This is a genomic window from Acinetobacter sp. CAU_H_29a_1 (assembly GCF_058599505.1).
Genome location: NZ_CM178655.1, coordinates 2,376,396 through 2,403,289 on the forward strand (window position 1 = coordinate 2,376,396; position 26,894 = coordinate 2,403,289).

A 26,894-nucleotide genomic window follows, 5' to 3' on the forward strand; every position below is an offset into this window, starting at 1 on the left:
AATGTAACACCTCTGATGTTTTTTAAAACACAAATTATGATATTAATAATAAATCTACTGATTAATTAATGTAGATTAATTCTAATCTTATGAGGTTCAGTAAAATGACTAATCAAAATCAACAGCAGAAAAATCAGCAACAGCAGCAGCCAAATCAAACGCAAAAAAAGCCAGATCAGCAACAACAGCAACAGCAACCAGACCAACCACAAAAAAATCCGAATCAGCAAAAACAACCGAACCAAAACCAGAAAAATGACCAACACGCTCAACAGAAATAATAGTTTTTCATGTTGAATAATATTATTAAATTCTTAAACTCATTCATTAATTAAATCCAACTATGAATTTTTTTTGAATTCTTAGTTGGATAGAATTGGAGTTCATTATGACTATCAATGACCATCAAGACGAAAACCCAATCAAGCATGATTGGCGTACAGATTATTCAAACCGCCCATATTACGGCGATATCCAACGAGAACTTCCTGATGTAGATTATGACCGTGATCTTCGTTCAGCCTATGAATTAGGTCAGCATGCCCGAAATGAGCGTGGTACTGATGCACGATTTGAGGATTCAGAAAGTGATCTAAAAGTAAAATGGGAAGAACTAAAGGCTGAATCACGCTTAAAGTGGGAACAAGCCAAACATGCGATTAAAGATGCATGGGACAAAATGTAAGCCAATATAATGATAATGAGCCTTTTAGGCTCATTATCAGCACATCTAAATAATAATTAAATAGGTGTAAAATGGACTTTATAAAAATACTATTAGCTGATACTACATTTACTTTTGCAGCAGAAATTGTACTTCGTAGTGTCTTGATGTACTTCCTGATTATCTTAGTTTTAAGATTTTCTGGTAAACGTGGTGTTAGGCAACTTTCCATCTTTGAAATCGCAATTATTCTTAGTTTAGGATCTGCTGCTGGCGATGCTATGTTCTATGAAGAAGTTCCGATCATACATGCTGTCATCGTTTTTGCAGTAATTATGGCTTTATATCGCTTAACAACTTATTTAATGATGAAATCCGATGCTATTGAGACCGTATTGGAAGGTCGACCTATATACATCGTCAAAAATGGTTTACTGATTGTTGAAGATATTAAGCAAGAAAAGTATTCATACGATGAATTCTTTGCTGAAATGCGCCAAAAAAAAATAGAGCATCTCGGACAAGTTAAAATAGCACTGCTTGAGACTGATGGCTGCCTAAGCGTGATCCCATATTCTAAAGAAAATATAAAATGGGGCCTTCCTCTGTTTCCCGATGAATACCAAATCGCAGATCATCATAATGTCGATCACTTTTATTCTTGTATGTTGTGTGGTCAAACCCAACGTTTAAATCATTTAAATGAAGAATACCCTCGCTGTCAAAATACAAAATGGGCTAAATCCTGTTTGTATTGCGAGGAATATCAAAATTAATAAGCTTTTGTTTTGACTTAGATTATTTCAATATTATTTAAAATGAATAGTTTAAGCGAACAAAAAATACACATTTCTTTACCTTACTCAAAGCATAAATACTTAAAGTTTATATGGGTATCTTTGATCCAAAAAAGAGTTTTCTTGCAAGTAACTCATATTCGATTGTAGATAACCTATTAAATTGTATAAGCACAAAATATCCGTCAACAAATAAGCCATTAACTTACGTGAAAATAAATACTTATTTTCATAAAACGTTATAAAGCAAATGTATAAGAGAATGTGATATGAAAGAACCAAATACACCAAAAATCGACCAGCTTTCTGAGGAAGCATACGTGGATCCTATAGGTAAAACTCTTACCACTTCTTTAGGTGTTCCCGTAGCTGATAATCAAAATAGTCTAAAAATTAATGAGAAAGGCCCTACTCTTCTCGAGGACTTTCTTCTAAGGGATAAACTTATTCATTTTGATCGTGAGCGTATTCCAGAACGTGTTGTACATGCTCGAGGGGTCGGTGCTCATGGTTACTTTCAAGCTTATACCGGTAATGAAAAATGGACTAAAGCTAAGTTCCTAACGGACACAAATAATCGAACTCCTATCTTTGTCCGTATTTCTACAGTTCAAGGTGGGCGAGGTTCGGCTGATGTCGTTCGAGATGTACGAGGTTTTTCTATAAAATTTTATACTGAAGAAGGAAATTATGATTTGGTGGGGAATAATATCCCTGTCTTCTTCATTCAGGATGCTATTAAATTTCCGGACTTTGTTCATGCAGTAAAACCAGAAGATGCCAATGAAGTTCCAACTGGTCAATCTGCCCATGATACTTTCTGGGATTTTATTTCTTTAAACACCGAAGCATCACATATGACTACTTGGATAATGTCTGATAGAGCAATTCCAAGAAATCTACGCTCTATACAAGGTTTTGGTGTTCATACATTTAGATTGATTAATAAGAATAATGAAGCATTCTTAGTGAAATTCCATTGGACTCCAAAGCAAGGGGTAGCTCAAGTCGTCTGGGATGAAGCCTTAAAAATTAATGGCAAAGATCCCGATTTTCACAGACGTGATCTGTGGGATGCTATTGAGCGTGGCAATTACCCGGAATGGGAATTAGGCGCACAAATTTTCTCTGAAGAAGATGCAAAACAATGGGACTTTGATGTCTTAGATGCTACAAAATTAATCCCAGAAGAACTTGTACCTGTCACTCCACTAGGTAAATTTGTTTTAAACAAAAATACAGATGATTTTTTCGCAGAAACAGAACAAGTTGCTTTTAGTCCTGCAAATATTGTCTCAGGTATAGATTTTAGTAACGATCCCCTTTTACAGGGACGGCTATTTAGCTATACGGATACTCACTTACACAGACTAGGTACGGTAAATTTTAATCAAATTCCAATTAACAAACCCGTTTGTCCTTTTCATACGAATAGACGAGGTGGTTATGCTAATCACGAAGTTTATAAAGGAAAGGCAAATTATGAACCTAATTCTGTTGATGAAAATTGGCCAAGAGAATCACCTAATGACGGTGGTGCCTTCAAGACACATCCTGAAGAAGTACAAGGCAGCAAACTAAGAGTTCGACCAGAAAGTTTCGCTGATCATTTCTCGCAAGCCACAATGCACTATCATAGTTTGGAAAAATATGAACAACAGCATATTAAGGATGCATATTCTTTTGAATTATCTAAGGTTAAATCGGAAGATATCCGCAGACGTGTAGTTTACGCTGTCTTAGCTAATATTGACTTGGACTTAGCTGAATATGTTGCGAAAGAGTTAGGTATTAAAACTCCCCCTAAACAGCAAGATAGTCTGCACCAGCCCGCAATTGCATCTTCGAAGAGATTAAGTACCTCATCTTTTCCTGCATCTGATATTAAACAGCGAAAAATTGCCTTGCTCGTTCATGACGGTGTAAATGCATCATCAATAGATGATATTAAAATATGGGCTGAAGCAGAAAAAGCTATTGTGGAAACTTTAGCACCGAACGCAGCCCCAGTTAAATCTTGTGATGGCAATGAAATACCAGTAGATGGGAGACAAAATGGCGAGCCTTCAGTGACTTATGATGCCGTAATCGTGGTTGATGGGAATAATTTAGAAGTATTTAAGGCTGATGGAGTTTCTAAACATTATGTATTAGAGACATATAAGCATCTCAAACCTATTGTTTTCCTCGGTGATAAATGCGCTTTAATAGATGAGTTTCAGCTCACTAAGGATGCAGCTCTATTCTCTACTCAAAATTTTAAAGAGATCCAAGATCAATTCAAACAAGCTATTCAAAATCACCGTTTGTGGGATAGAGAAAAAGTTGTCGCAGCTATTCCAGCATGAATTTATTTGAGATTAAAAGTAGTGTAAGCATTTGATTTCAAAAAGCCCTCGACGAGGGCTTTTTGATCTACTTCTGCTCTTTAAGCGGGTTCTCGGGCTCTTCATTAGGTTTTTTTTGGGGATCCGGATTCTGATAGGTTTTCTGATCACCCTTGTCATCGTTTGATTCTTTTTGAGGATTGGACTCTTGCGTTTGTTTATTAGTCATAGCGATTCCATCACCAGTATAGCTTATATAAATAAATATGACTTGTAGAGCTGAGTATCAATTATAGATATGTAAAACTCACTGTTTTTAGGTTTAATACTGCAAATTCTTATGTGAGCACTGCGTTGACGATACTAAATTGTTTTGAAATCATTTTATTCTTAGTTGGGTTACTATTTGAGCGATGATCATGAAGAATAAACAGGGATAAGTCTATGTGCGCAAACTTCGAAGCGATAAGAAAGAATCGTGCATTCCTGATAGATCTCCCTGAACCTGATCAATTGCAATTTCCTGAAGACATATTTCCTAACTATCCCTCTCCTTTGATCTTTTCCAATGACGGCAAGATCGAATGGCGATCGGTTAATTTTGGAATGATTCCTAAGTGGGCCAAGGAAAAGAATTTCGGCAAGTACACATACAATGCCCGGACTGAAACGGTCGCTGAAAAACCCAGTTTTAGGGAGGCTTGGCATAAGTCTCAATTTGGTTTAATCCCTGTCGAAACCATCTTTGAGCCTAAATACATTGACGGGAAATCTCACTGGTATGGGATTGCACGTGAGGATGGCATGCCCTTTACTGTGGCGGCCATATACGAGAATGCTGTCATCGATGGGGAGCAAATCCGATCAATGAGCATGCTCACCATCAATGCCGATAAACACCCCTTTATGAAGCAATTCCATAAACCTAAAGATGAGAAGCGCTCGATCATCGTAATCCCTGACGAATACCGCGAAGAATGGCTGAATTGCAGCTTTAAAGAGGCGCATGAGTTCTTCTTTGAAATGCAGGATGAGTACATCACCTTCCCTAAATCCCACTTATCCGAAAATGGTGCTCAACCTAATTTAATTTGAAGGTGCCTTGATTATCCACAGCTTTTAAATTTGAAATTTAATTCAGCGCAGACTATTCTAAAAAAAGAGTTCAGTTCCAAACACGCCTCGTAGCGTAGGAGTCAAACATGTCAAAGAAACTACCGATCTATTTCTCGGATGACGTCTGGTCATTCCTTCAAACACTCATGGGTCCCGATGGTGCTCCTAGTCCTACAGTCAATGCTGTCTTTGAAAAAATACAAAAAAAGCATGAGCTAGGCTCTAAGTTTGATCTTAAAGAAATTTCAGTCAAAACCCGCCTCGAAATTCCGTCTGCACTGGAACGTTTTTCAGCTGGTCCTGCTTTTGGTACCAAAGACCATATCGATAAGTCGATCGACTTAAATGACTTTCTTATCTTCAACCCCATATCCACTTTTATGGGACGGGTTGATAGTGAGTCTATGCTTTACGCTGGTTTTGAAATCGATGACCCTTTCTTGGTCGATAAGAGCATTACAGCACAGCATAGAGATATCGTTTTAGCCCTCATCGATGAGCGTGAAATAACACTTAAGCGGTTAATGATGACCGCTAAGATGTCAAAACAAGAAATCAAAGAAATGTTTGGGGATGAAGACTATGAACTTCCCCCTATTTGGCTGAGAGCTGAAAATCCAGCTTACGAGCATATTATTCCTAAAGACAGCCAGTCTATCTCTATCCAAGGGGTTGTGACTTTCAACCTCAAGCAATTTTATAGACGCTCGACCAGCAAATAAGAAGTATAAAAAATGAAAGCTGAAAATCGTATATTCGCGTTAGTGGACGTGAATAACTGCTACGTCAGTTGTGAGCGTATTTTTAATCCGTCCCTTAATAATCGTCCGGTCATTGTTCTCTCGAGTAATGATGGTTGTGCCGTGGCGCGCTCCCAAGAAGCCAAAGACATTGGTATTAAAATGGGTGTGCCGGTATTCCAGATTCAAGACATCATCAAGAAGCATGATGTTCAGGTGTTCTCCAGCAACTTTGCCCTATATGGGGCCATGTCTCGTCGTTTTATGACTTTACTGGGGATGTATGTTGCACCAGGAGAGCAAGAGATTTATTCAGTTGATGAATGCTTCTTGGATCTCACCAGCTATGAGCACTTATTTGATTTAACCGACTATGCCCAAGACATTCGCAAGACTGCTTGGCAGTGGCTCACTTTACCCTGCTGTGTGGGCATTGGACGTTCAAAGACTGAAGCCAAAATTGCCAATCATCTAGCCAAGAAGAATAAGTTCTTTAATGGAGTGTGCAATCTGGTCGATATGGATCCCTGCTCAACTGAAGCCATGCTTGCACAGATCGATGTTGGCGAGGTTTGGGGAGTTGGTCGCCAGAACAGTAAAAAGCTCAATACAATGAATATCCGTACCGTTTTGGATTTAGTTCAAGCGCATCCAGCAGAGATTAAAAAGCAGTTCAGTATTGTTATGGAAAAGACTGTACGCGAGTTGAATGGGATCTCATGCATCGATCTAGAGAGTGATGCGCCTGCTAAAAAGCAAATCATCAGTAGCCAATCTTATGGCCAACCGATTTACGACATTGAAAATATCAAATCCTCAGTGCGTTTATATGTGCAAAGAGCTGTCTCAAGGCTTCGGGATGATATGTCCCTATGCAAAATGATTGGGGTGTTTATTCAAACTGGTCGCTTTGATAAATGTGCAAAATACACACCTTACGTGATTATGCAGCTACATGAACACAGCGATGATGTATTAGAGATTACCCGCATAGCAATGCAGGCCATTGATGAAATATTCAAACCCGGATTTAAGTATAAAAAGGCAGGCATCATCCTGATGGAGATCATACCTAAAACCAAATTCTCCCCTGACCTATTTACCGATTATTCTCTACAGATTAAGCGAGCCAAGCTCTCCGACACCTTAGATCACATCACCCACAAGTATGGCAAGAACACGCTGTCGTTGGGCTTGTGTGGGCGAAAAGAAGAACACTGGCAAATGAATCAAGAACGCAAATCCCCAAACTATTTAACCGAATGGAATGAACTCTTTAGAGTGAGATAAGACTATGCATTTATTTAAACTTTCAAATGAACAATTGGCACAGATTTTAATTCCTAAGCGGTTCGTGCCGCCTACTCCTGAAGAATTCAAAGACAAGAATATGGTCTATGTCTTTGACAGTGAGGATAAGTTTGAGCTGACTTATGATGAGCTGGTTGAGATTATTGGTAAGGCTAGACAGGCTGGACCTAGAATGATTCCAGTGTTGGGAACAGTAAACTAAAACAATCGGCAGGAATACGGGTTTTAGAGAAATTGAACAATTGAAGTAGGTCAAAAATGAGAGATGAATTAAAAGAAATTTTTATTCGTGGGTGCAACGAGAAAATTGAGAAAAAAGGAGAAAATGTCGGTCTATCCTTTTATGCTTTCTTCAAGAATAAAAATGATAATCCAGAACTATTAATGGAGGCTGCTCACTGGTGGATTATGAAACACAAATTAGATCACTTCGAGAAAGCAGTTAAAGTTAGGCAACTTGTTTTAGGTGAGTCAAAGTAATAAAAAACAATGATAGAGCGCTTAACTCTATCATGGTTTGATATAGGATATTGATTATTACAATAAAAATTATTGATGTGTGCTGAAAAAACAGGAGGTTTTAACTTGGTAAACTAAACACACTCATCAGGAGTTTACCATGAGCAAGAAACACAAGACTTACACCACAGAATTTAAAGCTGAAGCCATCAAATTAATTGAAGCCAATCAAGGCAATGTCTCGGAAACAGCCAGACAACTTAGCATTTCAATGCAAACTCTTTCAAATTGGAATACCAAAGCAAAGGCTGGAACTTTAGCAGGTACAAAACAGTATTCACCTGATCTAAACGCTCTACTCGAAGAAAATAAAAAACTCAAACAACAGCTCAAAATAGCTGAAATGGAACGTGAATTTTTAAAAAAGGCAGCAGCGTACTTTGCCAAAGAAAGTCAGTAAGGTACGCCTATATGAAACAAAAAAGATATTCTTTTCCAATTACCTTAATGGCTCGATTACTTCATGTTTCAGTTTCATGTTTTTATGATTGGCTCAAGAGAGGCGTGAGCAAAAGAACGATTCAACGAAATCAACAGACGATATTGGTGAAAATAGCCCATGAGGAGACCAGGCAGAGCTATGGTTATATTCGATTAACCAAATACTTACAAGCTCAAGGTATAAAAATGAGTATGTACGCTGTACGTCAGATAAAAGCGCTGAACCACCTGTATTGTAAGCGACACAAGCGTTTTAAAAGGACTACGAATAGTGACCATAATCGAGCGATCTATGAAAACCTGCTGGAGCAACAATTCTCAATGACTAGACCAAATCAAGCATGGTCAAGTGATATTACGTACATATGGACTGTTGAAGGATGGCTGTACTTAGCAGCGGTAAAAGACCTTTACACGAAGCAAGTGGTTGGCTATAGCTTAAATGAGCGCATGACAACACAGCTTGTTTGTAATGCGCTAAATATGGCTATTCACAATCAAAAACCAACCAAAGAACTGATTGTGCATTCAGACAGAGGAAGTCAATATTGCAGCCATGAATATCGAAATATACTTGAGCAATATGGTTTTCAAGGTTCAATGAGCAAGCGCGGAGACTGTTACGATAATGCACCGATTGAAAGCTTTTGGGGAATACTGAAAAATGAGTTAGTGCATCATTACAACTATCAAACCAGAGAAGAAGCCAAAGCAGATATTATAAAATACATTGAGTTATTTTATAATCATCGAAGAATTCAAAAGGGTTTGGGTTTTAAGACACCAAATCAAATGGCCGAAGACTTTTATAAGTTGGCTGCCTAGAATCTCCCAAGGGAAAGTCTCCTGATAATTCAGCGTATATCATTATAAACAAAGTACAATATTAAAATCTTAGTCTTTAGCTAACATAATCTTCAGTTGATATTACTTGAGCATATGCAAATTCAAAAGCAGCCATTAATGTTGCATGTACATGACCAGCAGGTACTTTGATACCATTAAATTCTTGGTCTAGCGTTGCACAAGCATCATGAATAACTTTTACCTTGTAACCAAAATCAGAAGCAGCACGAACAGCAGCATCAACACACATATGGCTCATAGCACCAATCACGACTAACTCAGTCACTTGATTGCTATCTAAAATTTCTTTGAGATTCGTATTTAAGAACGCATTGATGTGATTTTTAATGATTACAGCTTCATCTTCTTGCGGCTTAACTGTGTCCTGAAATTCAATACTATTTGAGCTAGGTTCAAATATAGGAGATTCAGCATCAGCAATATGTTGCACATGAATCACTTGAGTACCCAGTTGACGGGCTTTCGCAATTACTTTCACTGCATTAGCAGCAGCTTGTTCAATATTTACCAATGGTAATTTACCTGTAGGTAGATATTCATTTTGTAAGTCGATAACTAATAAAGCTGATTTTGACATACCTATTCCTTTACTTAACTAATATTTGTTTTGTTCTACTTATGTTTTAAAGAAGTGGAATGCTTCCACTTCTTTAAGTCACTTTAGAAAGAAAGCGTTTCACCATCGATAGGAATTAAAACCTTATCTTGGATTCCTTTGTCCTTTACGTAATCTGCAAGCTCAGCACGTGTTACCGACATGTGGTTAATTGCATCCATGTGAACAGCAACCACTTTAGCATTTGGTGCTTTCTGAGTTGCATGATAAGTATCTTCTTTGCCCATAATAATGGATTCTTTAAAGCCATCAACCAAGGCGTTACCTGTATTCAAGACAATCACATCAGGTTTAAATGTTTGAATCGCTTGATCAACTTCAGAACGCCAGATGGTATCTCCTGCCACATAAACAGTTTCATGGCCAGCAGCTTCAAATACCACACCCATTGCTTCACCTAATCCAGCTTTAAGCTTAGGAATACGGTACATGGCATCAGTACCGTGTTGACCACCAGTTTTAGTGAGCTTAATCCCTTCAAAGGTCGCTTGAGTTAATACACGAACATCTTTGAAGCCTTGTGACTGAATGATTTTCTGGTCTTCTTTATTCTGTACAAACAACGGCATGTTTTTCGGAATAGTCGCTTGTGCTGCATCATCCCAATGATCTAGATGGGTATGGGTCACGATTACCGCATCTACACCTTCTAAAATCGTTTCGGGCTTGATAGGCAAATCGACTAATGGGTTCCGTAAATAGCTACGATGAGTATCAGGAAAACCTTCATAGAATCCTTTTTTAGCAAACATTGGGTCAATTAAAAAAGTCGTATCAGCATAGGTTACTTTAATCGTTGCATTGCGAATTTCTTGTATATACGTAACTTTAGACGTATCTCGCTGAACCACATTATCATTCGCAGATAAATGGACTGAGGCCATTGCTAGAGAGAGTGTAATAAGTGAACTACTTACAATTTTATTCATGTTCCAGATCCAATCATTTAGTCATACCTAGATCATGATAGAAAATATCAAACAAAAAAATTGTCCTGAAGGACAATCATCGAAACTATTGGGACAAAATGCTATATTTATTATTTTAGAGAGGTAGGTTTAATGGCTATACCAGTGATTGGATTGTTCGTCTATCCCAATATAAATCCATTTCACTTCTCTATCCCCTATATTATCTTCAATATCAAAATTGAAGATAAGCCCTTATTTGACCTTAAAATTTTTTCTATAGATGGTCAGCCTGTAAAAACAGAACAATCAATGATGATTATGCCTGATGGCGGGATTGAACTTATTAAAGAATCGGATTTTATTATTATTCCTGGGTGGGATGATTTTAATCACGAGCCTGAACAAGTACTTATTGATGCCCTAAATTGTGCATATCAGACTGGAATTAGACTTGTAGGGTTATGCTATGGAACTTATGCATTGGCATATGCTGGTTTACTTGACCATAAAAAAGCAGCTACACACTGGATGGCTGAACAAGATTTCTGTGTGCGATTTCCACAGGTTAAGCTTGATCATGATGCCTTGTATGTAGAAGACCAAAGGATCGTAACCTCTGCTGGAACAGGTGCAGCATTAGACTGCTGTTTATACTTGGTACGTGAAATCTATAATGCACAAATTGCGAATAAAGTCTCTAGAGTAATGGTAATTCCGCCTCACCGTGAAGGTGGACAAGCTCAGTTTATTGAACAACCAGTAGCAGAATCGAGTCAAGATGCACAAATTAACCTATTACTTGATTTTTTAAGAACGAATTTAGCTATACAACATAATATTGAAAGCCTAGCTGAACGGACACATATGACACGTAGGACGTTCACACGGCATTTTAAGAAAGCTACAGGTATGACCTTAGTCGATTGGCTGAATACTGAAAGAATCAGATTAAGTTGTGAACTCTTAGAAACGACAAACTTGTCTATCGAAAAGATAGCTGAGCTTTCAGGTTTTAATAATACTGTGTCATTTAGAAAAAATTTTCGTGAAAAATATGGCACCTGCCCACTAGCATGGAGAAAAGCATTTGGGATCAAAAAAAAAGATAATCATCCCCACTTTCCATAAAAGAATTATTCGAATCAGCCCTCACAAATGGACTATTCCAATTCACACACTGCACAAAGACAGTCACATGTACCTTTATCAAAATCGAATCCGCTGTTCAGGCTGAGAGCAGGATGCACAGCATGAATGTTTTGATCATGATAGAAACAAAGCCTTTTCTTTAGCATGTAGATTAATAAGCCCTTGCATACTTTTACCTCCTGCATTCCCCCAAACAGTGAACTGATCTACTACACTACAAAACACTATATGCTCAATAGTAATAGTGACTTTTCATAAGTATTGCCTAATAGAAACGCTCCACTGTAGTCTATGGAGTTCAGCCTAACCATTTGTGCTACTTCTGATATCAGTTAGGTGAAATAAATTTCAGATATAGATGTAAACAGAATACATTTTATAAAGGCTTTGTTGCACAAAGATTTGAAATGCAAAGCGCCCCTAATTGAGCCAAATTTAAGGCGTAACTTGGGTAAGTGGTCGACCTAATTCCGTAAATCTGTTAAGGACTGCTACACGTGCATGGATCTCATTCACTTGGCTATCAAAACTCCTTGCACTGAGTTTATCTCCTAATAATTTGATGCAATGCATCTTAGTTTCAACCAAACTTCGCCGATGATAGCCTGACCATTTTTTCCATAGTGTCCTGCCTAAACTTTTAATTGTTCGAAGTAATTCATTTCGCTCTAGCGAGCTACTCTTTGTATCTTTCCATGGTTTCGCATTTTTTCTAGGTGGAATCACCGCATGCCCTTGCCGATCTGCAATGACCTGACGGCATTGCTTGGTGTCATAAGCTCCATCGGTATAAACAGAGTTAATCTGCTCATCTTGTGGAATCTGATTAAGTAAATCACCAAGCACCTGTGAATCACTGACATTATTGGTTGTAAGCTGAACTGCTCGTATTTGTAGGGTTTTAGCATCTATACCAATATGAAGTTTACGCCATTGGCGACGATATTCAGGTCCATGTTTCTTGCGTTTCCATTCGCCCTCACCTAGAAACTTCATGCCTGTAGAGTCCATGAGTAGATGCAGCCCATCGCTACTTTTTTGGTAGCTGATTACAATATCAATATGCTTTTGTCTTCTACAAAGCGTGGTGTAATCTGGAGCTATCCAATTTAATCCGCAAAGTTTAATCAGACTTTGCACAAAGCCAGTGACCATACGTAAAGACAGACGGAATAAGGATTTAATCATTAAGCAGCATTGGATGGCTGCGTCGGAGTAGGTTTGATTTCGCCCTTGTTTGCCTTTTGATGGCGCATACCATTGCGTAGCAGGATCAAACCAAATGGCAATATTTCCGCGACTCATGAGTGCTCGGTTATATGCGGGCCAATTGGTTGTGCGGTAGATTTTGTGTGTAGGCTTCTTCATTTGAAAATTATATCGCTGAAAAACCCTTTACAGATAGGTTTGTGCAACAAAGCCCTTTCAAAATATAACGATAGAACAATTAGAAATAACATTTAAAACAAATATTTACTCGATGTTTTATCTGACTCAAGCAGTACTTCCTCATTTGAAAGAAGAGGACAGTATTATCAATACAACAAGTATTACGAGTTATCAAGGTCACGATGAGTTAATTGACTATGCAAGTACCAAAGGTGCTATTACAACATTTACGCGTAGTCTTTCTAACCATTTAATGAAGCAGAAAAAAGGAATTCGAGTAAATGGTGTGGCACCGGGTCCCATATGGACACCGTTAATTCCAAGTAGCTTTGATGCTGAAACAGTTGAAAAATTTGGTAAAGATACCCCAATGGGTAGAATGGGCCAACCAAGTGAAGTCGCTCCTGCATATTTATTCCTAGCCTCTGACGATGCAAGCTATATTACTGGGCAAGTCATACATGTGAATGGTGGGGAGATAGTCAATGGTTAATTTTGAAATTAGACCTCTTTCTAGAGGTCTTTTTATAGCATAACGAGACTATCATATATCTACGTATACAAAGCACGCTAATACAACAAAATGCTTTGCTCTATTTATTAGAATTTTAAGAAGAAAAAAAAACTTGTTGTGAAAAAAGAAGCCTGAAAGAGATTTTTTGTTTACACTGAATTACCTCTAATCTTCTTACGTAAGTGGTGGAAAAGATATTCTGAGCAAGGTGTTGATGGATTAAATTGTATTAGTTCTGACTTAATCTGACAGTTACCGATATTTGCTTAAAACTGTCTAGGATAAACTCAATCGGATTTTTCAAAGAGGGAATTTTAGCCCTATTTTCTTAAGTGGCTTATGCCGAAACAACAAAAATGGGAGCTGATCAACAGCTCCCATTTTTTATTTTTGTTCATGTTCTTTGTAGTATTGATGTGCTCTCTTAGAATTATGTTTCCAACTTTTAGCAACTTTATAAACGCAAGTCGGAAAATCATCCCAAACATGAGGTAAGCCTGTACCACGTGCTACACGAATTTTAAGCGAATAGCTTTTGTATTCAATACGATGCAAAAAATAAAAGCTAAGCTCTTGCTGAGTACTAAATTTCTTAAATATAGAACTTCTGACATTAGGGTAAACCTTCCAAAGATAATCGTGTCGAGTACTTTGTATTGATTGCTTGTATTGATGTTTTAGTTTTTTCATTGTTCCTCCTAGGTAACATTACCTAGAAGGGATCCTCTGCGAAATAGTACATCGTCTTTACCCCTGTGAATTAAAAATTAGTATGTAAAAATATCATCAAGTAGTATGAAATAAACTACTGCAAGATAGTATAACTAAAATCAATGTATACAATATTTGAGACCCATTAATTACTAAATACTGTCTTGTTTATTGGACTCAGGAAAAATATGAGGAATTCAAAACATTCTTAGCATTAAATACTGAAGCAAGAGATTTAGAGCCTAATGCAGGTAGCAGTCCAATTTTCATAATCACTCGTCAACCTTTTGATCCATTTCGGTAAATCGGCTGAAAGTAACTTTGCATACTCCTCAGGTGATAACTGATCTTTGATCGCTTTGATGATCTTATCATCCACAACATTTGGTCCTAAATAGTACAAAGCAGAGATCGCCATACCTACTTTTTGTAAAGGGTATTGGAGCAGTCGCTGATCATCCGTGTGATTCAGTACCACATCTACCCCAGCCAGTTTGAATCGCCTTGAACAGCCATTGGTATGCAAGACATGATATAGAGGCACTTGAGTACTTAAACCTAAACGATTGGCACAATAGCCTCCATCATATTGAAACGTCTCACCGGTTAATCGAGTTATCGCGGCTAACACTTTGGAGAGATCTGGGGGTAAGGCTCTCGGCGGATTAAAAAGATTTGAGAATTTAACTTTATAGTAAATATTAGGGATAACCTGACTGACCTCCCCCTGATCCAGATAGGCAGATAAAAAGCTTAATAGCTGCTTCTTAGAAAGAGCAACACTGATATCTTGAATAGAAAACACAGAGCCTGCTGATAAGTTTTTCAATTCAGCTTCTACTAAAAGTCTTTTAATATTGTCGTCTATAGGCACAATCCGTCATCTTGATATACTTATTTCAGACCAAATTTTTCTAAGGCAGCTTCATTAAAATCATCATTAAACATCTGCTTCACCCGATGCTCTCTTTTTAACGTTACGACAGTAGCGAAGAAACACGCCTCACATAAATGCAGTTCATACTGTTCTCCATTATGCTTCGACCCACTGCCCCAATTGGCTGACAGGACAGCATAGTTCAGTTGAGTGGATTCCATACAAACATCACATAAAATATCTGTCGTTTGCTCTAAGTCTTTGTGTTGCTCTAAATATTCATGTTCTTTTCTTTCCATCTCGATCTCCTCACTTTTGATGCATCTGAGATTTATTTCAGTGCCAGATCCAAAGCAATCATGATCTCACCTTCTTGGCATTCACTCGGTGGAGGTAAAGTCCGATCCTCTTCACGATAAAAGTCCACACTGGTAAACAGCGCATCTTTGGCCATCTGTAGCGCATCCTCAAAATTATCACCACAAGTCATTGCCTCTGGAATATCCCGAAAAGAGACGTTATAAGCTTGTCCTTCTTTTTCAAATTTTGCTGGATAAAACACTGGACTACACCTCATGATCGAACTCCTATAAATACTGATTTAACCATTCATTTCTTGTTTGAAAAGCCCCTGCCTCAGTAAGGGCCTGTCTTGATCACTATTCCGATCTTGTTATCTAAAATAATAACCTAGCGTATCGTCTTTTGAGTCTCGCCACCCTGTCGATATATGAGTCAACTCTACATAATCCCGATTGACGCTTTTGACTTTGTATAAGAAGCTACGGGGTGGAGACGTCTCATTGAGGCGTACTTTTTCAATTAAGATAAAGGTCTTGTCATCTAACCATCTGACTCTAAGCGGCATCGGATCCTGACATTGCCCCAGTTCTGCATACATCGCCGCATCTTTGCCATTTTTCGAGAAGGACAAACCTGCACAATGAACCTCAGGGATGTCCATCACCAGACGTTTTCCCACAAGGCTTTCTTTGGCGCCCGCACAAGCCCAGCTTGATAGGCTAAGACATAAGCCCTGAACCGTACCAGGTTTGTCGGAGAGTCAATATTCTGAGAGACTATCCCGATGACAAAATTAAAATATACCCCTGAAATCAGAGAAAGAGCGGTTCAATTACTAATTGAATCTGAAAAAGATTATCCTTCTACTTGGGCAGCAATCACAGCTATTGCTCCTAAAATCGGTTGTACTCCTGAAACACTACGTGTTTGGTATCAAAAATATTTAGATAAACAAAATCCAGTTAAAGTACAGCAGCTTTCAGACCAAGAACGTATCAAACAACTCGAACGCGAAAATAAAGAACTGCAACGCGCCAATGAGATTCTACGTAAAGCAGCCGCTTTTTTCGCCCAGGCGGAGCTCGACCGCCCACACAAATAATGGTGGATTTTATCCATAACAATAAAGATCGATATGGTGTTGAAGCGATTTGTAGAATTTTACCGATTGCAGCTTCGACCTATTATCGGGCTTTAGATCTCGTTGATAACCCAGAACATCGAGCGAAACGTGCTCTGCATGATTTACATCATGCAGAGCAAATCAAACTTATTTGGAAAGAAAGTTCAGGTCGATATGGTGTACGTAAAGTTTGGCAAAAATTGAAACGTGAGGGTTATGTTATTGCACGTTGTACAGTTGCTCGATTGATGCAAAAGCTAGGTATACAAGGTGTTTGGCGTGGTAAGAATAAACAAACTACTCGTAACCGAGATGACCAAAAACGGGCAGATGATTTAGTGAAACGTAATTTTAATGCTGATCATCCAAACCAACTATGGGTGGGTGACTTTACGTATATTCAAACTCATTCAGGCTGGGTCTATACCGCCTTTGTTATTGATGTGTTCTCACGAGCAATTGTTGGATGGAAAGTATCTACACGGATGAATACAGATATGGTGCTCGATGCATTGGAGCAAGCATTGCACGATCGAGGTATGCCTAAGAATGTGATTCATCATTCAGATAGAGGTGTTCAATATCTTTCTATTCGCTATACCAATCGTTTAGAAGCTGCAAATTTACGAGCATCAGTCGGTACAACTGGTGATTCATACGATAATGCTCTGGCTGAAACGGTGAATGGCTTATACAAAACAGAGGTGATTGAATATTTAAAAGCAGATTGGCAAGGTTTAGCAGATGTACAACTTGCGACACTAAACTGGGTAGATTGGTTCAATAAAAAGCGTGTACACAGTGCACTGGGTTATGTATCGCCTTTTGAGTTTGAAGCAATGTACTATGATAAGATTAACCCGTTAGGTCAGGTGGCCTAACTTAAATAAAAAAGCCTCCGACAAACCCGGTACGGTTCACTTTTAAATGCGGATACTGTTGAAAGACCTGCTGGGTCTTCGTTCGTTTCTCATTGTCATGTGCTGAGGCTTGATCCCATTGCTGCTTGAAACGTTTATATTGCTGTTCGCTATAGTGACTGAACTGAATATTTAAACCCGCTTCAATTTTTTCTTTGGTTTGGGCCATGTCATCATTGCGATAAATCAAAGTACTTGCCCCAGCCACACTGACCTGCATCAAAGCCTCAATCCGTTGAATCGGATTGCGTTGATCGTTGGGCAAATAGACCTCGATTTCAGGACAATCCTCACAGTAGTTTTCATCGTCTGGATCATCCACAACGGATGATTTTTGCTGGGTGTATTGCTGCTGAAATTGTTGTTGCAGCGTTGTTAGCTTAGATGCTACTGTATGCGTCCAATCGCCCGTGGCCAGTTGATTGCTAAAAGACTGTTCTTGCTTGGCCCAATCCAAACAGTTTAAGCCCTGCTCTAAAGTCACAGGCTGTGCCACCACAGTCTGCAATGCCAACAATGAAGCACTGGCGAGTAAAAATGATCTCAACTTAAATGTCATCGGATGGTTCTCCTGCTGAGCGTTGTTCTCCTGATAAGCGTTGTTCACCAGACTGATCATCAACTTTAAACCAGTAAGCATAGTCTTCAGCTTTTCCATCTACCATCACATGCTGCACATTAACGTCATAGATCACGTTGTATTCCATTGCGCTAAAATGAAATTGCAGGTTATTGGCCAATAAACCATAGCTGATATTGTCATACTGGATGTTGCTGATCGTTTGAGCTTGCTGATTATCCCGTCTCGTCACTGTGAGCTTCGCCTGTGAAAAATCGACTTGATTATTGGCATAGGCATTCTGTGGATTGACTAATATCGACAGGGATAAAGGTTCAGTTTTTGAAAAGAATTTCTTCGGATACACATGATACGGATAGGCAATCACCCCTTTCGGCATCGTGGTGCTTAGGGTTTGCGATGCATAGGGATAGACCACTTTCATGGCAGCGCCTAAGATGGTCGCTACGCTTTTAGCCTCAGTATTAGAGACTTCGCCATAGGCAGTTTTGCTCAGGAAGGGACTTAAGAGATGACGTCGATGACCAATGCTGACCGAGTTTTTTTCAATCAACCAATTAATCACATGGGTATCTGCACCGTAGCTGGCTAAAGGCTGATAGGCTTGAACAAAATTCAAGTTCGATGTCGAAGTCCCTTGATAACCAATATCACTAAAGCAGCGCCACGTACGATCCGGATAATGTGAGGCCTTTTCATTCACCGCCAGTAACATAGAGGCTTGCATCATCTGATCTTCATAGGCTTGGTCATAGCGAACTTTCGGCAGATGGTGTAAGGCACGGATCTCATTCAAGGTATTGATAAACAGCTGACGCTCCGCCTCACTGGGCCTCCCTGCCTGACAGGCATTCAGATCCTTAAGATCCTCTGTATCATTCTCAATGACATCCACCACCATTGTGCTATTCACAGGCAGAAGCTGTGAGGTTCCTGCCTGTGTCAGTTTTAAACTACATTCGCCCAAATCTAAGGCTTTGAGCTCCCCTTGTTCGAAGTCACAAATACTTGGACTCTGACTGCTAAAACTGAGGGTCAGATCTTGATCCGTCTTCAGATTTAACTGATAGCCCTGACCTTTGAGAAAGCGATGGATCTCTAAGGGTTCAAAGCGTTGTGCTGTCTTGTTTTTACAGATTCCTTCTTGTAGATATTCTGTTTCAGCACACGTCACGGGTTGAGGTGAAGTGCTGCCATTATTTGAGTCTTCTACTCCACCAGAACTTGAACCACCACCACATCCGACCATCGCCATACTGATGGCCAGCATCAAGGTGCTGGTTCTAATCGATGGTATCCCCATTTTTGAATGTTTCATACGTTTATTCCCCCCTCTTATTCTTAGTTTTTATTGGTAATGATCAGCCGATAGTAATTGGCGGATTTCACTGGCCATTTTTGGGCTACGCCAAGGAAACAACACTTTAAGGCAGTAATGCGGTTTGAATGGGTCGCGTGTTCCAATATTGACTTGGTATTCTCTTTTGACTGGGCTGCGATGTTCGTGATGGTGGATATGCGTTCCCGTCATCGGATTGCTGGTGATTGTGCTGGAATAAGAGACTTTATCTTCAACTAAGTTGAAGTGGCCAACCGAGGTAATATAGTCAAATGGGTATTTCACTAAACGCTGTTCAGGTTCATCAAACAGAATAATGGTTTTATGCTGACTGTTAATCCAGACCCCACGATTGTGATAATTAAACTGTTCACCTTGACGGGTCAGTTGCTCCGTCATGCCTGCAAAGTAAGTATTGCCATATTCATAGAAGTAATAAGTGATCACAAACCACAACAGCCAGATGCCAAAGAATAGAGAGCCAAACCATCCAAAGGAAAAGACTTTAGCCATAATTAAAAAAATGACGATCGGCACCACGATGCACTTTATAAAAACTTTGGATTTTGGTGGGCGATTTTCGATTGGAATGATTTTTGGTTGAGTGAATTCAGACATCATTGTTCCCCGCATGTTCAATGCAATTGACAATCACAAGGGGATATAAAAATAAGTATTTTTTATAGGCGTGATTGAGCCATCCACCTTAGAGATTGTTCGTGTAAAAATGTTTTTTAATACAGCTTAAAAATTAAAATCAGTGCTGTATGCCCTGTTGAAGGAAACAACAAGGTTGAACGGGTGCGGAGGCACAATAAAGAATAGATGGGTACAGCATGAGAAGCTCCTTGAATCTTAAGAAGCTCTGCCGATTACTGCTAAATAATGGTGGCAGAGCAAAAGAGGGTTAGCAGACTGGGATCCAAGGAACCAGCACGTCAAAGACGTCCCCCTCCTGCCCTACCATAGAAAAAAAGGGGGACGAGAAGGTCCACAAAAAATAGACAGGCTATTTTCTGTGCTGGATCAACGGTCTGCTAAAACCGACTGGCAATGTAGGCCAGCGAGCTCATATTAGATTTATCCAGCGCTTTAGTCAATTTTGCGATACGATAAAATTCACATGATCGGCTTGAATAAATTCAGTTAAGTTGTTGATTTCGACCATAAGCTCAAATTAAAACCATCGATGGGCTCATTTTGATGCTATGGATCGGTCTAAAATGAACTGCTCTTCTGTAATAAAATAAATGAATAAAATGATTGAATAGATCTTCGCCAAACATTCACTTTTTTAAGTGGATCTGAAGAAAAACTCTACTTCGTCAAACGATACCTTCCTGTTCATCATAGGTAGACCCAGCCGTCAGACTTCGAAAATAACTAAAGTTTAATCAATGAATTAATGAAATGTTGCGTTTTGTAAAAATAATCAAATACAGCGTTGACAGTGCAATGGATACGCAGATAAGCTTATAGGACACAGCAAAATCTGTGTTCAGGCGTAGGAAACCTGATATCATCAGAGAGCGGTAAATAAAAGTCGCTTAGCGGCTATTTTTTTGCCTACTGTTTTAGCAGTCGTTATGGCGGCTTGACAGGACAGCTTTGTGCTGGCCGTACTCTCTGAACGGTATTTCCTACTTCTGTCGAGCTGCCACCATCACCGTAGGAAAGTGATGTTGGTAAGTATTTAAAACTTATCAGAGAAAACGACTATGAACGCTAAATTTCATTGTGCATACACTTGCACATCTAAAAAACAAGCCTCTCAACTGATTGTTGAACTTGGCAAAAGCATTTCAAATCCCCAGCGTCAAAGCTTAACCCATCTTTATCAAGCACTCGATACTGCAGACTCCATGCTGACCGAGCTTGAACATGCGCACCAAATTATTCGTCAATGCATGCGCCAGATGAATGATGAACAAATCGCTGAAGTCGCAAAACTCAATCAAAATAATCATACCCCATCGCTCTGGGCATTCCGAACCCATCAACGTCAAAACCTGATTGAACGTGCTGAGCGTCTTTTGGGAGCACGTTATGTCCAAGCATAATCAGCATATTCTGCTGGCTCCCTCGGACTACCCTTTAATTGCTTCGCCTACGCTTGCAAAAGCGTATGGCGTCGCAGCCGCGACTTTTTTACAAAAGCTGCATTACTGCTTAGAAAAAAGTGATGCTCAAGTCCACAAAGGAAAAAAGTATTGGTTTCATAGCTATGAGCAATGGCAACAAACCCTCGGGATCTATAGTGTCTCAACCATTAAACGGATCGTCGCTAAATTAAAACAGGCAGAGATTTTAGTGATTAAAAAGCTCTCAAAAAATAAATGGCTCCAAACCAACTTTTATTCAATTAACTATAAAAAGTTAAAACAATTGATCCAGCCGAATACTGAAACTCAAGCTCAACCGCAATCGTTGATGCAAACTACAAATACAACTGTTACAAAGCCTGAAAGAAGTAGAAATGCAGTTAAAGACACTCAAGCTGATACACTAACGCTGTCAATTCAACAGGCGTTTCACACTCTCAAAGATCAGACGATTACACACGAGCAGTCATTAAAAAAAGAGAAATGTTCCGTACAGTCGAAGATTGTCATTTCTGAACATACGACGGCACAAGGATTGAGTCAGCCACTCTATCCTATTGCACCACAGGAAGTTTTGAAAAATATGAACCCTGATCATCGTCATTTTTATCAAGCACTGTTGCAGCAGCGCGTTGATATTCATTATGCAGATCAGCGCATCCAAAATTTACTCAAACAGCAGAAACACGTGATTCGACATATTGCCTACATCAAACAATCCTTTTGTGGTCAGGAGCGATATCAATGGCATCTACTTGAGCAATTACAAATCGACAGGTATTTAATCAAGTGAGCAAGTTCAACTTATTCAGATTGAACTTACTTATGACTCAGCCAGACAATCAAAATAAATTAGAAGTCTAAATCATTGGATTTAGGCTTCCGAGCAATATCGTTATTTTCATATTGATACTGATTTCTTTTGCACAATTCAAACTGATACTCTGCTTGATGCAATTCATATAAATTCGCTTCTCGAATCTCTTTAACTATTTTTCTAACCATTTGAATTTTTTCTTGAATATCCGGATCTTTACTATGTAAATAATGGCGAGGTATTTGCGGAACATCTTTTAAATTTGTCCCATTTTTTTGGTTATAATCTTCATTCGATAAACATGAGACCTTATTTTCAACCTGTAGTTTCACACCGTAAATTTCAATTTCTTTAACTGGTGCATATTCTTTTAAAAATTTATTTATGACATTTTCTGTGATTTTTCGATAATGATTAATTTGATGACGACCGAGTCCAATTACATCTGCTGTTAGTTTCTTGGCACCACCTCTCTCAGGATTCTTTGGACAGTGTCTTTGAAAATACAGTTCTGGTGTTCGTTCAATACCATCATAAATACTTCGCTCTGAATATAATAAATGCAAATGCGGTTGTTCGTAACGCCCATCGAGGGTTGAAACATGATTATGAATGGCAAAGCTGTAGGGCATCTGATATTGACCGCAGAATTCATCTATAAGTTGATTCGACAATTCAATACGTTGCATACAATCAAGTTCTTTCGGCAGAGCAACGGTAATATGCGTAGATGTTCGACCATTCATACTTTCATATTGATCTGCTGCATTCCAAAATACTTCGGGGCTATCAGCTGCCCAGATTGGCATATTGGCTGATGCTGTATATTCAAGCTCTTCAATATCTTGTTTATGCGTTGAAAAATATAATGTTCGCGTAATGTAGTGATAACCGAGTTCTGAAGAATGTCTAAATTTGTCTCTACGCAAATTTTTATGCTGAATTTTTATTTCTTTCACATTATGACGTAAATCAAAATAATACATATACAAATCCAATTTCAAATAATGAAAATGGAGCATATAAAATTATTCAAAAATTTTATTCGTTTGATGTAGAAAATGAAAAATAATGCGATTTTTTTATAGAAAATATATCAGCATCATAAATATACGTACTTTTAACGTGTAACACCCCCCAGTTTTAACGTGTAACACCTCCCGTTTTAACGTGTAACACCGAACAAACTTTAAGCAAAAAAACATGTAACAGCCCCAATTTTTAACGTGTAACAGACGTTTGTATATTTTTTAGCCATTTCAAGTGCTTTTTCCAATACACAATAAATAATATAATTTAAATACAATAGCTTAAGAAACTAAAAGTGCTCCGCAGGGCGAGACGTAGGGTTCATTTTGATTCGCTGAAAGCGAATTGAAATGAACACGGAGACGAGATAAAAATCTTTTTTTTGCATTCGCAAAAAATGATTTTTATCTCTCATCACTAACAGAAGAACTAACAGCCAAATTAACAGGACTAACAGAGAGCAGAAAAAAAGCAGAACTTTTATTTGAATATTTAAACTTTTCTCAAGTTTTAAAATTGACATGTGATATACATTTTTTATTTTTTTAGTGAGAAAATATCAAGATGAGTCGTACAGCATTAACAACACAAGATCACATTTATTCAATAGAATATTTTGCAATGAATAATCCCGCTTTCGAAAAAACACATTATGATGTCATTCAATTAATCGAACAAAAAAAATTAGGAGAACTTATTGATAAAGAAAAATATTTGCTCAAGAAAACCTATCAATATATAAATAGAAGAATCAAATACAATGAAACACTTACGCTTATCTTAGAAAAAGATGATCATCATATTACAAAAATAGAACGGGATATTTTAGATTACAGCTATATCAAAGAAGTTGTTCCACCAGTGCTTAAACATTATTTTTTAGCTGAAAAAATGTTAGACAATTATATGTCAAAACTACCTGACAATATAAAAATAAAAATCCATCAAAACATCTTAGACACGGATGATGCTTTAGAAAAGCAGAAAAACACTAAAAAGAGAAATAGAGAGAATCATAAAAAGTTTTTTATAGGCGGAACATTACTATCACTACTTAAATTAAATAATATTGACGATGATCCACTTGAGATATTATTTGAGATCATGAAACTCCATTTAATACATGATTATTTTGATAGAAAATCATTTAACACTGAAGAGATAAATGAATTTAATATTTCAGAAACTGGAAGAAAATTTAACAATAAAAAGAACTCAATTTTACTCAAATTAAATAATCCGTTCAAAATTTACGATGAGTAAATTTTAAAAAATTAACAGAAAAAAAGCAGTAAACGTTAATAGCCGACCGACACCATCGGTCGGCTAAGTCGTGTGCGTTTCTATAAATTAAGCACTCTTATTTTATAATAATATTTTTTAATAAACCACTTTACAAAAAACCATTTCTAATTTAATCAATACCCACCTAAACAAACTTAAGATTATTTTACTGATATAATAAATTAAAAAATAAACCTTTTTTTTGTTTTTTTAAACTTTTCTCGTCTTTTTTTATATTGATTTGATAATCTTTATTTTAAGAGTGTATCTATTAAAACCAGATAATAAAGGAGATGATTTATATGGGTGTATGCATAGATCTTACAAACACAGAAAGGCGCGTATCTACAGCTGAATTTGCTTTGAGAATGAATATCTCTGAAAAAGAACTATATGATCGAATTAAAAGCGGTCGTGTGAAAAGACCAATAAAAGATGGGCGTAAAAATTACTGGCTTAATAGTTATGTGCTTGCCTGTATTCTTCATGAGGAAGATTCCATTCTTACGCCAGATTGACGTAAATGTTGTTCTATGACTAAAAGTGCCTGATTTTTTAACATATCCACTCATCTAGTAGTCAAATTCTTAATCCATACTATGACTTCTTGAAGAAAACTAAGCATAGGACTATAAAATTAAAAAAAGGCCACAAATAAAATTTGTGACCTTTTTTGTAACAAACTCAAATGTGAGTAACACTGTGAGTAAGTTTATTTAATAAAATTTTAATTATATTAAATTACAGTAGTTTAATCAAAATATAGGCAGCTTACATCATTCCGCCCATACCGCCCATGCCGCCCATATCGGGCATTGCAGGCTTGTCTTCTGGAACGTCAGTAATCATACATTCAGTTGTCAACATTAAACCTGCTACAGATGCAGCATGTTCAAGTGCAGAACGCGTTACTTTCGCAGGGTCAAGAATACCCATTTCTAGCATGTCGCCATACTCAGAAGTTGCAGCATTATAACCGAAGTTACCTTCGCCATTTTTCACAGCATTGATCACAACTGAAGGCTCATCACCCGCATTCGCAACGATTTGACGAAGTGGCGCTTCAATCGCACGACGTAAAATGTTGATACCAACATTTTGGTCGTCATTCGCACCATTTACACCGTCAAGCGCAGCTGCAGCACGTACCAGTGCAACACCACCACCAGCAACTACACCTTCTTCAACAGCAGCACGTGTTGCATGAAGCGCATCATCCACACGGTCTTTCTTCTCTTTCATTTCAACTTCAGTCGCTGCACCAATTTTGATTACAGCTACACCGCCTGCCAATTTAGCAACACGTTCTTGAAGTTTTTCTTTGTCGTATTCAGACGATGATTCTTCAATTTGCGCACGAATTTGAGTGACACGTTCAGCAATTTGAGCTGCATCACCAGCACCGTCAACAATCACAGTGTTCTCTTTAGACACAGTGATTTTGTGCGCAGTACCTAAGTCTTGAAGAGAAGCTTGTTCCAAAGTCATGCCTACTTCTTCAGAAATCACAGTCGCGCCAGTCAAGATTGCGATATCTTGAAGCATTGCTTTACGACGGTCACCAAAACCTGGCGCTTTAACCGCACATACTTTGATAATTCCGCGCATGTTGTTAACAACAAGTGTAGCTAAAGCCTCACCTTCAACATCTTCAGCGATGATTAAAAGTGGTTTACCAGTTTTAGCAACAGCTTCAAGTACAGTAATTAATTCACGGATGTTGCTGATTTTTTTGTCAACAAGCAAGATGAACGGATTTTCAAGTTCAGCCGTTAATGTGTCTTGTTTGTTTGCAAAGTATGGGCTGATATAACCACGGTCAAACTGCATACCTTCAACAACGTCCAAAGCATCTTCAAAGCCTGAACCTTCTTCAACGGTAATCACGCCTTCTTTACCTACGCGTTCCATTGCTTGTGCAATGAGTTTACCTACAGTTTCGTCAGAGTTTGCAGAGATTGAACCGACTTGTTCAATCGCTTTAGTATCAGAAGCAGGTTTTGCTGTTGCTTTAATTTCAGCAACCAATGCTTTAACAGCCAGGTCAATACCGCGTTTCAAGTCCATTGGGTTCATGCCCGCTGTTACAGACTTGATGCCTTCATTTAAAATTGCTTGAGCTAGTACAGTTGCAGTTGTTGTACCGTCACCAGCGATGTCATTGGTTTTAGAAGATACTTCACGAACCAATTGAGCGCCCATGTTCTCAAATTTGTCTTTTAGAGAAATTTCTTTCGCAACCGTTACACCATCTTTAGTGATGTGCGGCGCACCGAAAGAACGGTCGATCACAACGTTACGGCCTTTAGGACCTAAAGTTACTTTTACAGCATCTGCAAGCACGTTTACGCCTGCAATCATTTTAGAACGAGCTGAATCACCAAATTTTACGTCTTTAGCTGACATACTAAACTCCAAATATTCTTAAATTTTAATCAATTGTATTGC

28 protein-coding genes, 3 pseudogenes and 1 other annotated feature are annotated in these 26,894 nt (G+C 38.2%); of the genes and pseudogenes, 17 read left to right on the forward strand and 14 right to left on the reverse strand.

The window, feature by feature from the left end; all coding sequences use genetic code 11:
* The first annotated feature begins 104 nt into the window (after positions 1 to 104).
* The 4 genes from AC4MDD_RS11815 to AC4MDD_RS11830 all read left to right on the forward strand — a co-directional run bounded on the left by AC4MDD_RS11815 (position 105) and on the right by AC4MDD_RS11830 (position 3,809).
* Entirely contained in the window at positions 105 to 281 is a 177-nt protein-coding gene (locus AC4MDD_RS11815) for a hypothetical protein (RefSeq protein ID WP_491881693.1), read from the forward strand.
* Between the two features lie 107 nt (positions 282 to 388).
* Complete coding sequence (locus tag AC4MDD_RS11820) at positions 389 to 685, forward strand: hypothetical protein (protein ID WP_004981674.1); 297 nt, start codon at positions 389 to 391, stop codon at positions 683 to 685.
* Positions 686 to 756: 71 nt separating this feature from the next.
* Positions 757 to 1,440 (forward strand): DUF421 domain-containing protein, encoded by a 684-nt coding sequence (locus tag AC4MDD_RS11825; protein ID WP_491881694.1) that lies wholly within the window; start codon positions 757 to 759, stop codon positions 1,438 to 1,440.
* Between the two features lie 290 nt (positions 1,441 to 1,730).
* A complete protein-coding gene (locus AC4MDD_RS11830; protein ID WP_491881695.1) occupies positions 1,731 to 3,809 on the forward strand; it encodes a catalase in 2,079 nt (692 codons plus the stop codon).
* 67 nt (positions 3,810 to 3,876) lie between these two features.
* On the opposite strand, the gene AC4MDD_RS11835 is transcribed toward AC4MDD_RS11830, so the two are convergent.
* A complete protein-coding gene (locus tag AC4MDD_RS11835; protein ID WP_004981682.1) occupies positions 3,877 to 4,017 on the reverse strand; it encodes a hypothetical protein in 141 nt (46 codons plus the stop codon).
* 215 nt (positions 4,018 to 4,232) lie between these two features.
* Between AC4MDD_RS11835 and AC4MDD_RS11840 the strand changes: the two genes are divergently transcribed.
* From AC4MDD_RS11840 to AC4MDD_RS11865, 6 genes are all read left to right on the forward strand, one after another.
* Positions 4,233 to 4,883 (forward strand): SOS response-associated peptidase family protein, encoded by a 651-nt coding sequence (locus tag AC4MDD_RS11840; protein ID WP_010326903.1) that lies wholly within the window; start codon positions 4,233 to 4,235, stop codon positions 4,881 to 4,883.
* Between the two features lie 107 nt (positions 4,884 to 4,990).
* A complete protein-coding gene (locus tag AC4MDD_RS11845) occupies positions 4,991 to 5,626 on the forward strand; it encodes a LexA family protein (RefSeq protein WP_010326904.1) in 636 nt (211 codons plus the stop codon).
* A gap of 12 nt (positions 5,627 to 5,638) precedes the next feature.
* Positions 5,639 to 6,934, forward strand: a complete 1,296-nt coding sequence (locus AC4MDD_RS11850) for a Y-family DNA polymerase (protein ID WP_010326905.1) — start codon at positions 5,639 to 5,641, stop codon at positions 6,932 to 6,934.
* A 4-nt stretch (positions 6,935 to 6,938) separates the two neighbouring features.
* On the forward strand, positions 6,939 to 7,157 hold the full coding sequence (locus AC4MDD_RS11855; RefSeq protein ID WP_010326906.1) for a hypothetical protein: 219 nt from the start codon (positions 6,939 to 6,941) through the stop codon (positions 7,155 to 7,157).
* Between the two features lie 56 nt (positions 7,158 to 7,213).
* On the forward strand, positions 7,214 to 7,435 hold the full coding sequence (locus AC4MDD_RS11860) for a DUF6500 family protein (protein WP_087014582.1): 222 nt from the start codon (positions 7,214 to 7,216) through the stop codon (positions 7,433 to 7,435).
* Between the two features lie 139 nt (positions 7,436 to 7,574).
* Positions 7,575 to 8,740 (forward strand): IS3-like element ISAba22 family transposase gene (locus tag AC4MDD_RS11865; protein ID WP_085940844.1). Its coding sequence is split into 2 segments (ribosomal slippage): positions 7,575 to 7,833 and positions 7,833 to 8,740, totalling 1,167 coding nucleotides; the frame shifts between segments, so codons are not numbered across the junction.
* A 76-nt stretch (positions 8,741 to 8,816) separates the two neighbouring features.
* On the opposite strand, the gene AC4MDD_RS11870 is transcribed toward AC4MDD_RS11865, so the two are convergent.
* On the reverse strand, positions 8,817 to 9,359 hold the full coding sequence (locus tag AC4MDD_RS11870) for a cysteine hydrolase family protein (RefSeq protein ID WP_087014584.1): 543 nt from the start codon (positions 9,357 to 9,359) through the stop codon (positions 8,817 to 8,819).
* Between the two features lie 83 nt (positions 9,360 to 9,442).
* Positions 9,443 to 10,327, reverse strand: a complete 885-nt coding sequence (locus AC4MDD_RS11875; RefSeq protein ID WP_094149107.1) for an MBL fold metallo-hydrolase — start codon at positions 10,325 to 10,327, stop codon at positions 9,443 to 9,445.
* 132 nt (positions 10,328 to 10,459) lie between these two features.
* Between AC4MDD_RS11875 and AC4MDD_RS11880 the strand changes: the two genes are divergently transcribed.
* Positions 10,460 to 11,437 carry a GlxA family transcriptional regulator gene (locus tag AC4MDD_RS11880; protein ID WP_125275154.1) on the forward strand — a complete coding sequence of 326 codons (978 nt, stop codon included), beginning with the start codon at positions 10,460 to 10,462 and terminating at the stop codon, positions 11,435 to 11,437.
* A gap of 456 nt (positions 11,438 to 11,893) precedes the next feature.
* Here AC4MDD_RS11880 and AC4MDD_RS11885 read toward each other — a convergent pair whose 3' ends face one another.
* Complete coding sequence (locus AC4MDD_RS11885; RefSeq protein WP_490792603.1) at positions 11,894 to 12,826, reverse strand: IS5-like element ISAba12 family transposase; 933 nt, start codon at positions 12,824 to 12,826, stop codon at positions 11,894 to 11,896.
* Between the two features lie 64 nt (positions 12,827 to 12,890).
* Between AC4MDD_RS11885 and AC4MDD_RS11890 the strand changes: the two are divergent.
* Positions 12,891 to 13,340: pseudogene (locus tag AC4MDD_RS11890) on the forward strand (SDR family oxidoreductase); the annotation flags it as partial.
* A gap of 405 nt (positions 13,341 to 13,745) precedes the next feature.
* On the opposite strand, the gene AC4MDD_RS11895 reads toward AC4MDD_RS11890, so the two are convergent.
* The 5 genes and pseudogenes from AC4MDD_RS11895 to AC4MDD_RS11915 form a co-directional block, all read right to left on the reverse strand.
* Entirely contained in the window at positions 13,746 to 14,051 is a 306-nt protein-coding gene (locus tag AC4MDD_RS11895; protein WP_094149123.1) for a hypothetical protein, read from the reverse strand.
* A 256-nt stretch (positions 14,052 to 14,307) separates the two neighbouring features.
* A complete protein-coding gene (locus AC4MDD_RS11900; RefSeq protein WP_227556820.1) occupies positions 14,308 to 14,946 on the reverse strand; it encodes a DUF6088 family protein in 639 nt (212 codons plus the stop codon).
* A gap of 20 nt (positions 14,947 to 14,966) precedes the next feature.
* A complete protein-coding gene (locus AC4MDD_RS11905) occupies positions 14,967 to 15,248 on the reverse strand; it encodes a hypothetical protein (RefSeq protein ID WP_094148776.1) in 282 nt (93 codons plus the stop codon).
* A gap of 32 nt (positions 15,249 to 15,280) precedes the next feature.
* Positions 15,281 to 15,526 (reverse strand): type II toxin-antitoxin system HicB family antitoxin, encoded by a 246-nt coding sequence (locus AC4MDD_RS11910; protein WP_199935025.1) that lies wholly within the window; start codon positions 15,524 to 15,526, stop codon positions 15,281 to 15,283.
* Between the two features lie 96 nt (positions 15,527 to 15,622).
* Positions 15,623 to 15,985, reverse strand: a pseudogene (locus tag AC4MDD_RS11915) (hypothetical protein); the annotation flags it as partial.
* A 51-nt stretch (positions 15,986 to 16,036) separates the two neighbouring features.
* On the opposite strand from AC4MDD_RS11915, the gene AC4MDD_RS11920 reads away from it, so the two are divergent.
* Positions 16,037 to 17,256, forward strand: a protein-coding gene (locus AC4MDD_RS11920; RefSeq protein WP_491881696.1) for an IS3 family transposase whose coding sequence is annotated in 2 segments (ribosomal slippage) — positions 16,037 to 16,313 and positions 16,313 to 17,256 — 1,221 coding nt in all. Because the reading frame shifts where the segments join, the coding sequence is not laid out codon by codon here.
* Positions 16,312 to 16,428: a sequence feature (AL1L pseudoknot), on the forward strand. It overlaps the preceding gene by 117 nt.
* Positions 17,257 to 17,293: 37 nt before the next feature.
* On the opposite strand, the pseudogene AC4MDD_RS11925 reads toward AC4MDD_RS11920, so the two are convergent.
* The 3 genes and pseudogenes from AC4MDD_RS11925 to AC4MDD_RS11935 all read right to left on the reverse strand — a co-directional run.
* Positions 17,294 to 17,854: pseudogene (locus AC4MDD_RS11925) on the reverse strand (hypothetical protein); the annotation flags it as partial.
* Entirely contained in the window at positions 17,844 to 19,193 is a 1,350-nt protein-coding gene (locus AC4MDD_RS11930; protein WP_491881697.1) for a CAP domain-containing protein, read from the reverse strand. The gene AC4MDD_RS11930 and the pseudogene AC4MDD_RS11925, both read right to left, overlap by 11 nt.
* A gap of 30 nt (positions 19,194 to 19,223) precedes the next feature.
* Complete coding sequence (locus AC4MDD_RS11935) at positions 19,224 to 19,832, reverse strand: hypothetical protein (RefSeq protein WP_094148777.1); 609 nt, start codon at positions 19,830 to 19,832, stop codon at positions 19,224 to 19,226.
* 1,100 nt (positions 19,833 to 20,932) lie between these two features.
* On the opposite strand from AC4MDD_RS11935, the gene AC4MDD_RS11940 reads away from it, so the two are divergent.
* Together AC4MDD_RS11940 and AC4MDD_RS11945 are read left to right on the forward strand one after the other, a co-directional pair.
* Positions 20,933 to 21,274 (forward strand): hypothetical protein, encoded by a 342-nt coding sequence (locus AC4MDD_RS11940; protein WP_094148771.1) that lies wholly within the window; start codon positions 20,933 to 20,935, stop codon positions 21,272 to 21,274.
* Positions 21,261 to 22,109 carry a hypothetical protein gene (locus tag AC4MDD_RS11945; RefSeq protein WP_491881698.1) on the forward strand — a complete coding sequence of 283 codons (849 nt, stop codon included), beginning with the start codon at positions 21,261 to 21,263 and terminating at the stop codon, positions 22,107 to 22,109. The genes AC4MDD_RS11940 and AC4MDD_RS11945 overlap by 14 nt, the downstream gene beginning before the upstream one ends.
* A 59-nt stretch (positions 22,110 to 22,168) precedes the next feature.
* On the opposite strand, the gene AC4MDD_RS11950 is transcribed toward AC4MDD_RS11945, so the two are convergent.
* Positions 22,169 to 23,119 carry a MobA/MobL family protein gene (locus AC4MDD_RS11950; RefSeq protein WP_151862591.1) on the reverse strand — a complete coding sequence of 317 codons (951 nt, stop codon included), beginning with the start codon at positions 23,117 to 23,119 and terminating at the stop codon, positions 22,169 to 22,171.
* Between the two features lie 607 nt (positions 23,120 to 23,726).
* On the opposite strand from AC4MDD_RS11950, the gene AC4MDD_RS11955 reads away from it, so the two are divergent.
* On the forward strand, positions 23,727 to 24,425 hold the full coding sequence (locus AC4MDD_RS11955) for a hypothetical protein (RefSeq protein ID WP_491881699.1): 699 nt from the start codon (positions 23,727 to 23,729) through the stop codon (positions 24,423 to 24,425).
* 323 nt (positions 24,426 to 24,748) lie between these two features.
* Positions 24,749 to 24,964 (forward strand): hypothetical protein, encoded by a 216-nt coding sequence (locus AC4MDD_RS11960; RefSeq protein WP_094148767.1) that lies wholly within the window; start codon positions 24,749 to 24,751, stop codon positions 24,962 to 24,964.
* Between the two features lie 253 nt (positions 24,965 to 25,217).
* Here the strand turns inward: AC4MDD_RS11960 and groL are convergent, their stop codons facing one another.
* A complete protein-coding gene (gene groL / locus AC4MDD_RS11965; protein WP_004694331.1) occupies positions 25,218 to 26,852 on the reverse strand; it encodes a chaperonin GroEL in 1,635 nt (544 codons plus the stop codon).
* Positions 26,853 to 26,894: the final 42 nt, after the last annotated feature.

Bases quoted from the DNA above. Each gene is read 5' to 3' on its own strand.
- AC4MDD_RS11815 (WP_491881693.1), top strand. From the start codon at position 105: ATGACTAATCAAAATCAACAGCAGAAAAATCAGCAACAGCAGCAGCCA.
- AC4MDD_RS11820 (WP_004981674.1), top strand. From the start codon at position 389: ATGACTATCAATGACCATCAAGACGAAAACCCAATCAAGCATGATTGG.
- AC4MDD_RS11825 (WP_491881694.1), top strand. From the start codon at position 757: ATGGACTTTATAAAAATACTATTAGCTGATACTACATTTACTTTTGCA.
- AC4MDD_RS11830 (WP_491881695.1), top strand. From the start codon at position 1,731: ATGAAAGAACCAAATACACCAAAAATCGACCAGCTTTCTGAGGAAGCA.
- AC4MDD_RS11835 (WP_004981682.1), bottom strand. From the start codon at position 4,017: ATGACTAATAAACAAACGCAAGAGTCCAATCCTCAAAAAGAATCAAAC.
- AC4MDD_RS11840 (WP_010326903.1), top strand. From the start codon at position 4,233: ATGTGCGCAAACTTCGAAGCGATAAGAAAGAATCGTGCATTCCTGATA.
- AC4MDD_RS11845 (WP_010326904.1), top strand. From the start codon at position 4,991: ATGTCAAAGAAACTACCGATCTATTTCTCGGATGACGTCTGGTCATTC.
- AC4MDD_RS11850 (WP_010326905.1), top strand. From the start codon at position 5,639: ATGAAAGCTGAAAATCGTATATTCGCGTTAGTGGACGTGAATAACTGC.
- AC4MDD_RS11855 (WP_010326906.1), top strand. From the start codon at position 6,939: ATGCATTTATTTAAACTTTCAAATGAACAATTGGCACAGATTTTAATT.
- AC4MDD_RS11860 (WP_087014582.1), top strand. From the start codon at position 7,214: ATGAGAGATGAATTAAAAGAAATTTTTATTCGTGGGTGCAACGAGAAA.
- AC4MDD_RS11870 (WP_087014584.1), bottom strand. From the start codon at position 9,359: ATGTCAAAATCAGCTTTATTAGTTATCGACTTACAAAATGAATATCTA.
- AC4MDD_RS11875 (WP_094149107.1), bottom strand. From the start codon at position 10,327: ATGAATAAAATTGTAAGTAGTTCACTTATTACACTCTCTCTAGCAATG.
- AC4MDD_RS11880 (WP_125275154.1), top strand. From the start codon at position 10,460: ATGGCTATACCAGTGATTGGATTGTTCGTCTATCCCAATATAAATCCA.
- AC4MDD_RS11885 (WP_490792603.1), bottom strand. From the start codon at position 12,826: ATGAAGAAGCCTACACACAAAATCTACCGCACAACCAATTGGCCCGCA.
- AC4MDD_RS11895 (WP_094149123.1), bottom strand. From the start codon at position 14,051: ATGAAAAAACTAAAACATCAATACAAGCAATCAATACAAAGTACTCGA.
- AC4MDD_RS11905 (WP_094148776.1), bottom strand. From the start codon at position 15,248: ATGGAAAGAAAAGAACATGAATATTTAGAGCAACACAAAGACTTAGAG.
- AC4MDD_RS11910 (WP_199935025.1), bottom strand. From the start codon at position 15,526: ATGAGGTGTAGTCCAGTGTTTTATCCAGCAAAATTTGAAAAAGAAGGA.
- AC4MDD_RS11930 (WP_491881697.1), bottom strand. From the start codon at position 19,193: ATGAAACATTCAAAAATGGGGATACCATCGATTAGAACCAGCACCTTG.
- AC4MDD_RS11935 (WP_094148777.1), bottom strand. From the start codon at position 19,832: ATGTCTGAATTCACTCAACCAAAAATCATTCCAATCGAAAATCGCCCA.
- AC4MDD_RS11940 (WP_094148771.1), top strand. From the start codon at position 20,933: ATGAACGCTAAATTTCATTGTGCATACACTTGCACATCTAAAAAACAA.
- AC4MDD_RS11945 (WP_491881698.1), top strand. From the start codon at position 21,261: ATGTCCAAGCATAATCAGCATATTCTGCTGGCTCCCTCGGACTACCCT.
- AC4MDD_RS11950 (WP_151862591.1), bottom strand. From the start codon at position 23,119: ATGTATTATTTTGATTTACGTCATAATGTGAAAGAAATAAAAATTCAG.
- AC4MDD_RS11955 (WP_491881699.1), top strand. From the start codon at position 23,727: ATGAGTCGTACAGCATTAACAACACAAGATCACATTTATTCAATAGAA.
- AC4MDD_RS11960 (WP_094148767.1), top strand. From the start codon at position 24,749: ATGGGTGTATGCATAGATCTTACAAACACAGAAAGGCGCGTATCTACA.
- groL (WP_004694331.1), bottom strand. From the start codon at position 26,852: ATGTCAGCTAAAGACGTAAAATTTGGTGATTCAGCTCGTTCTAAAATG.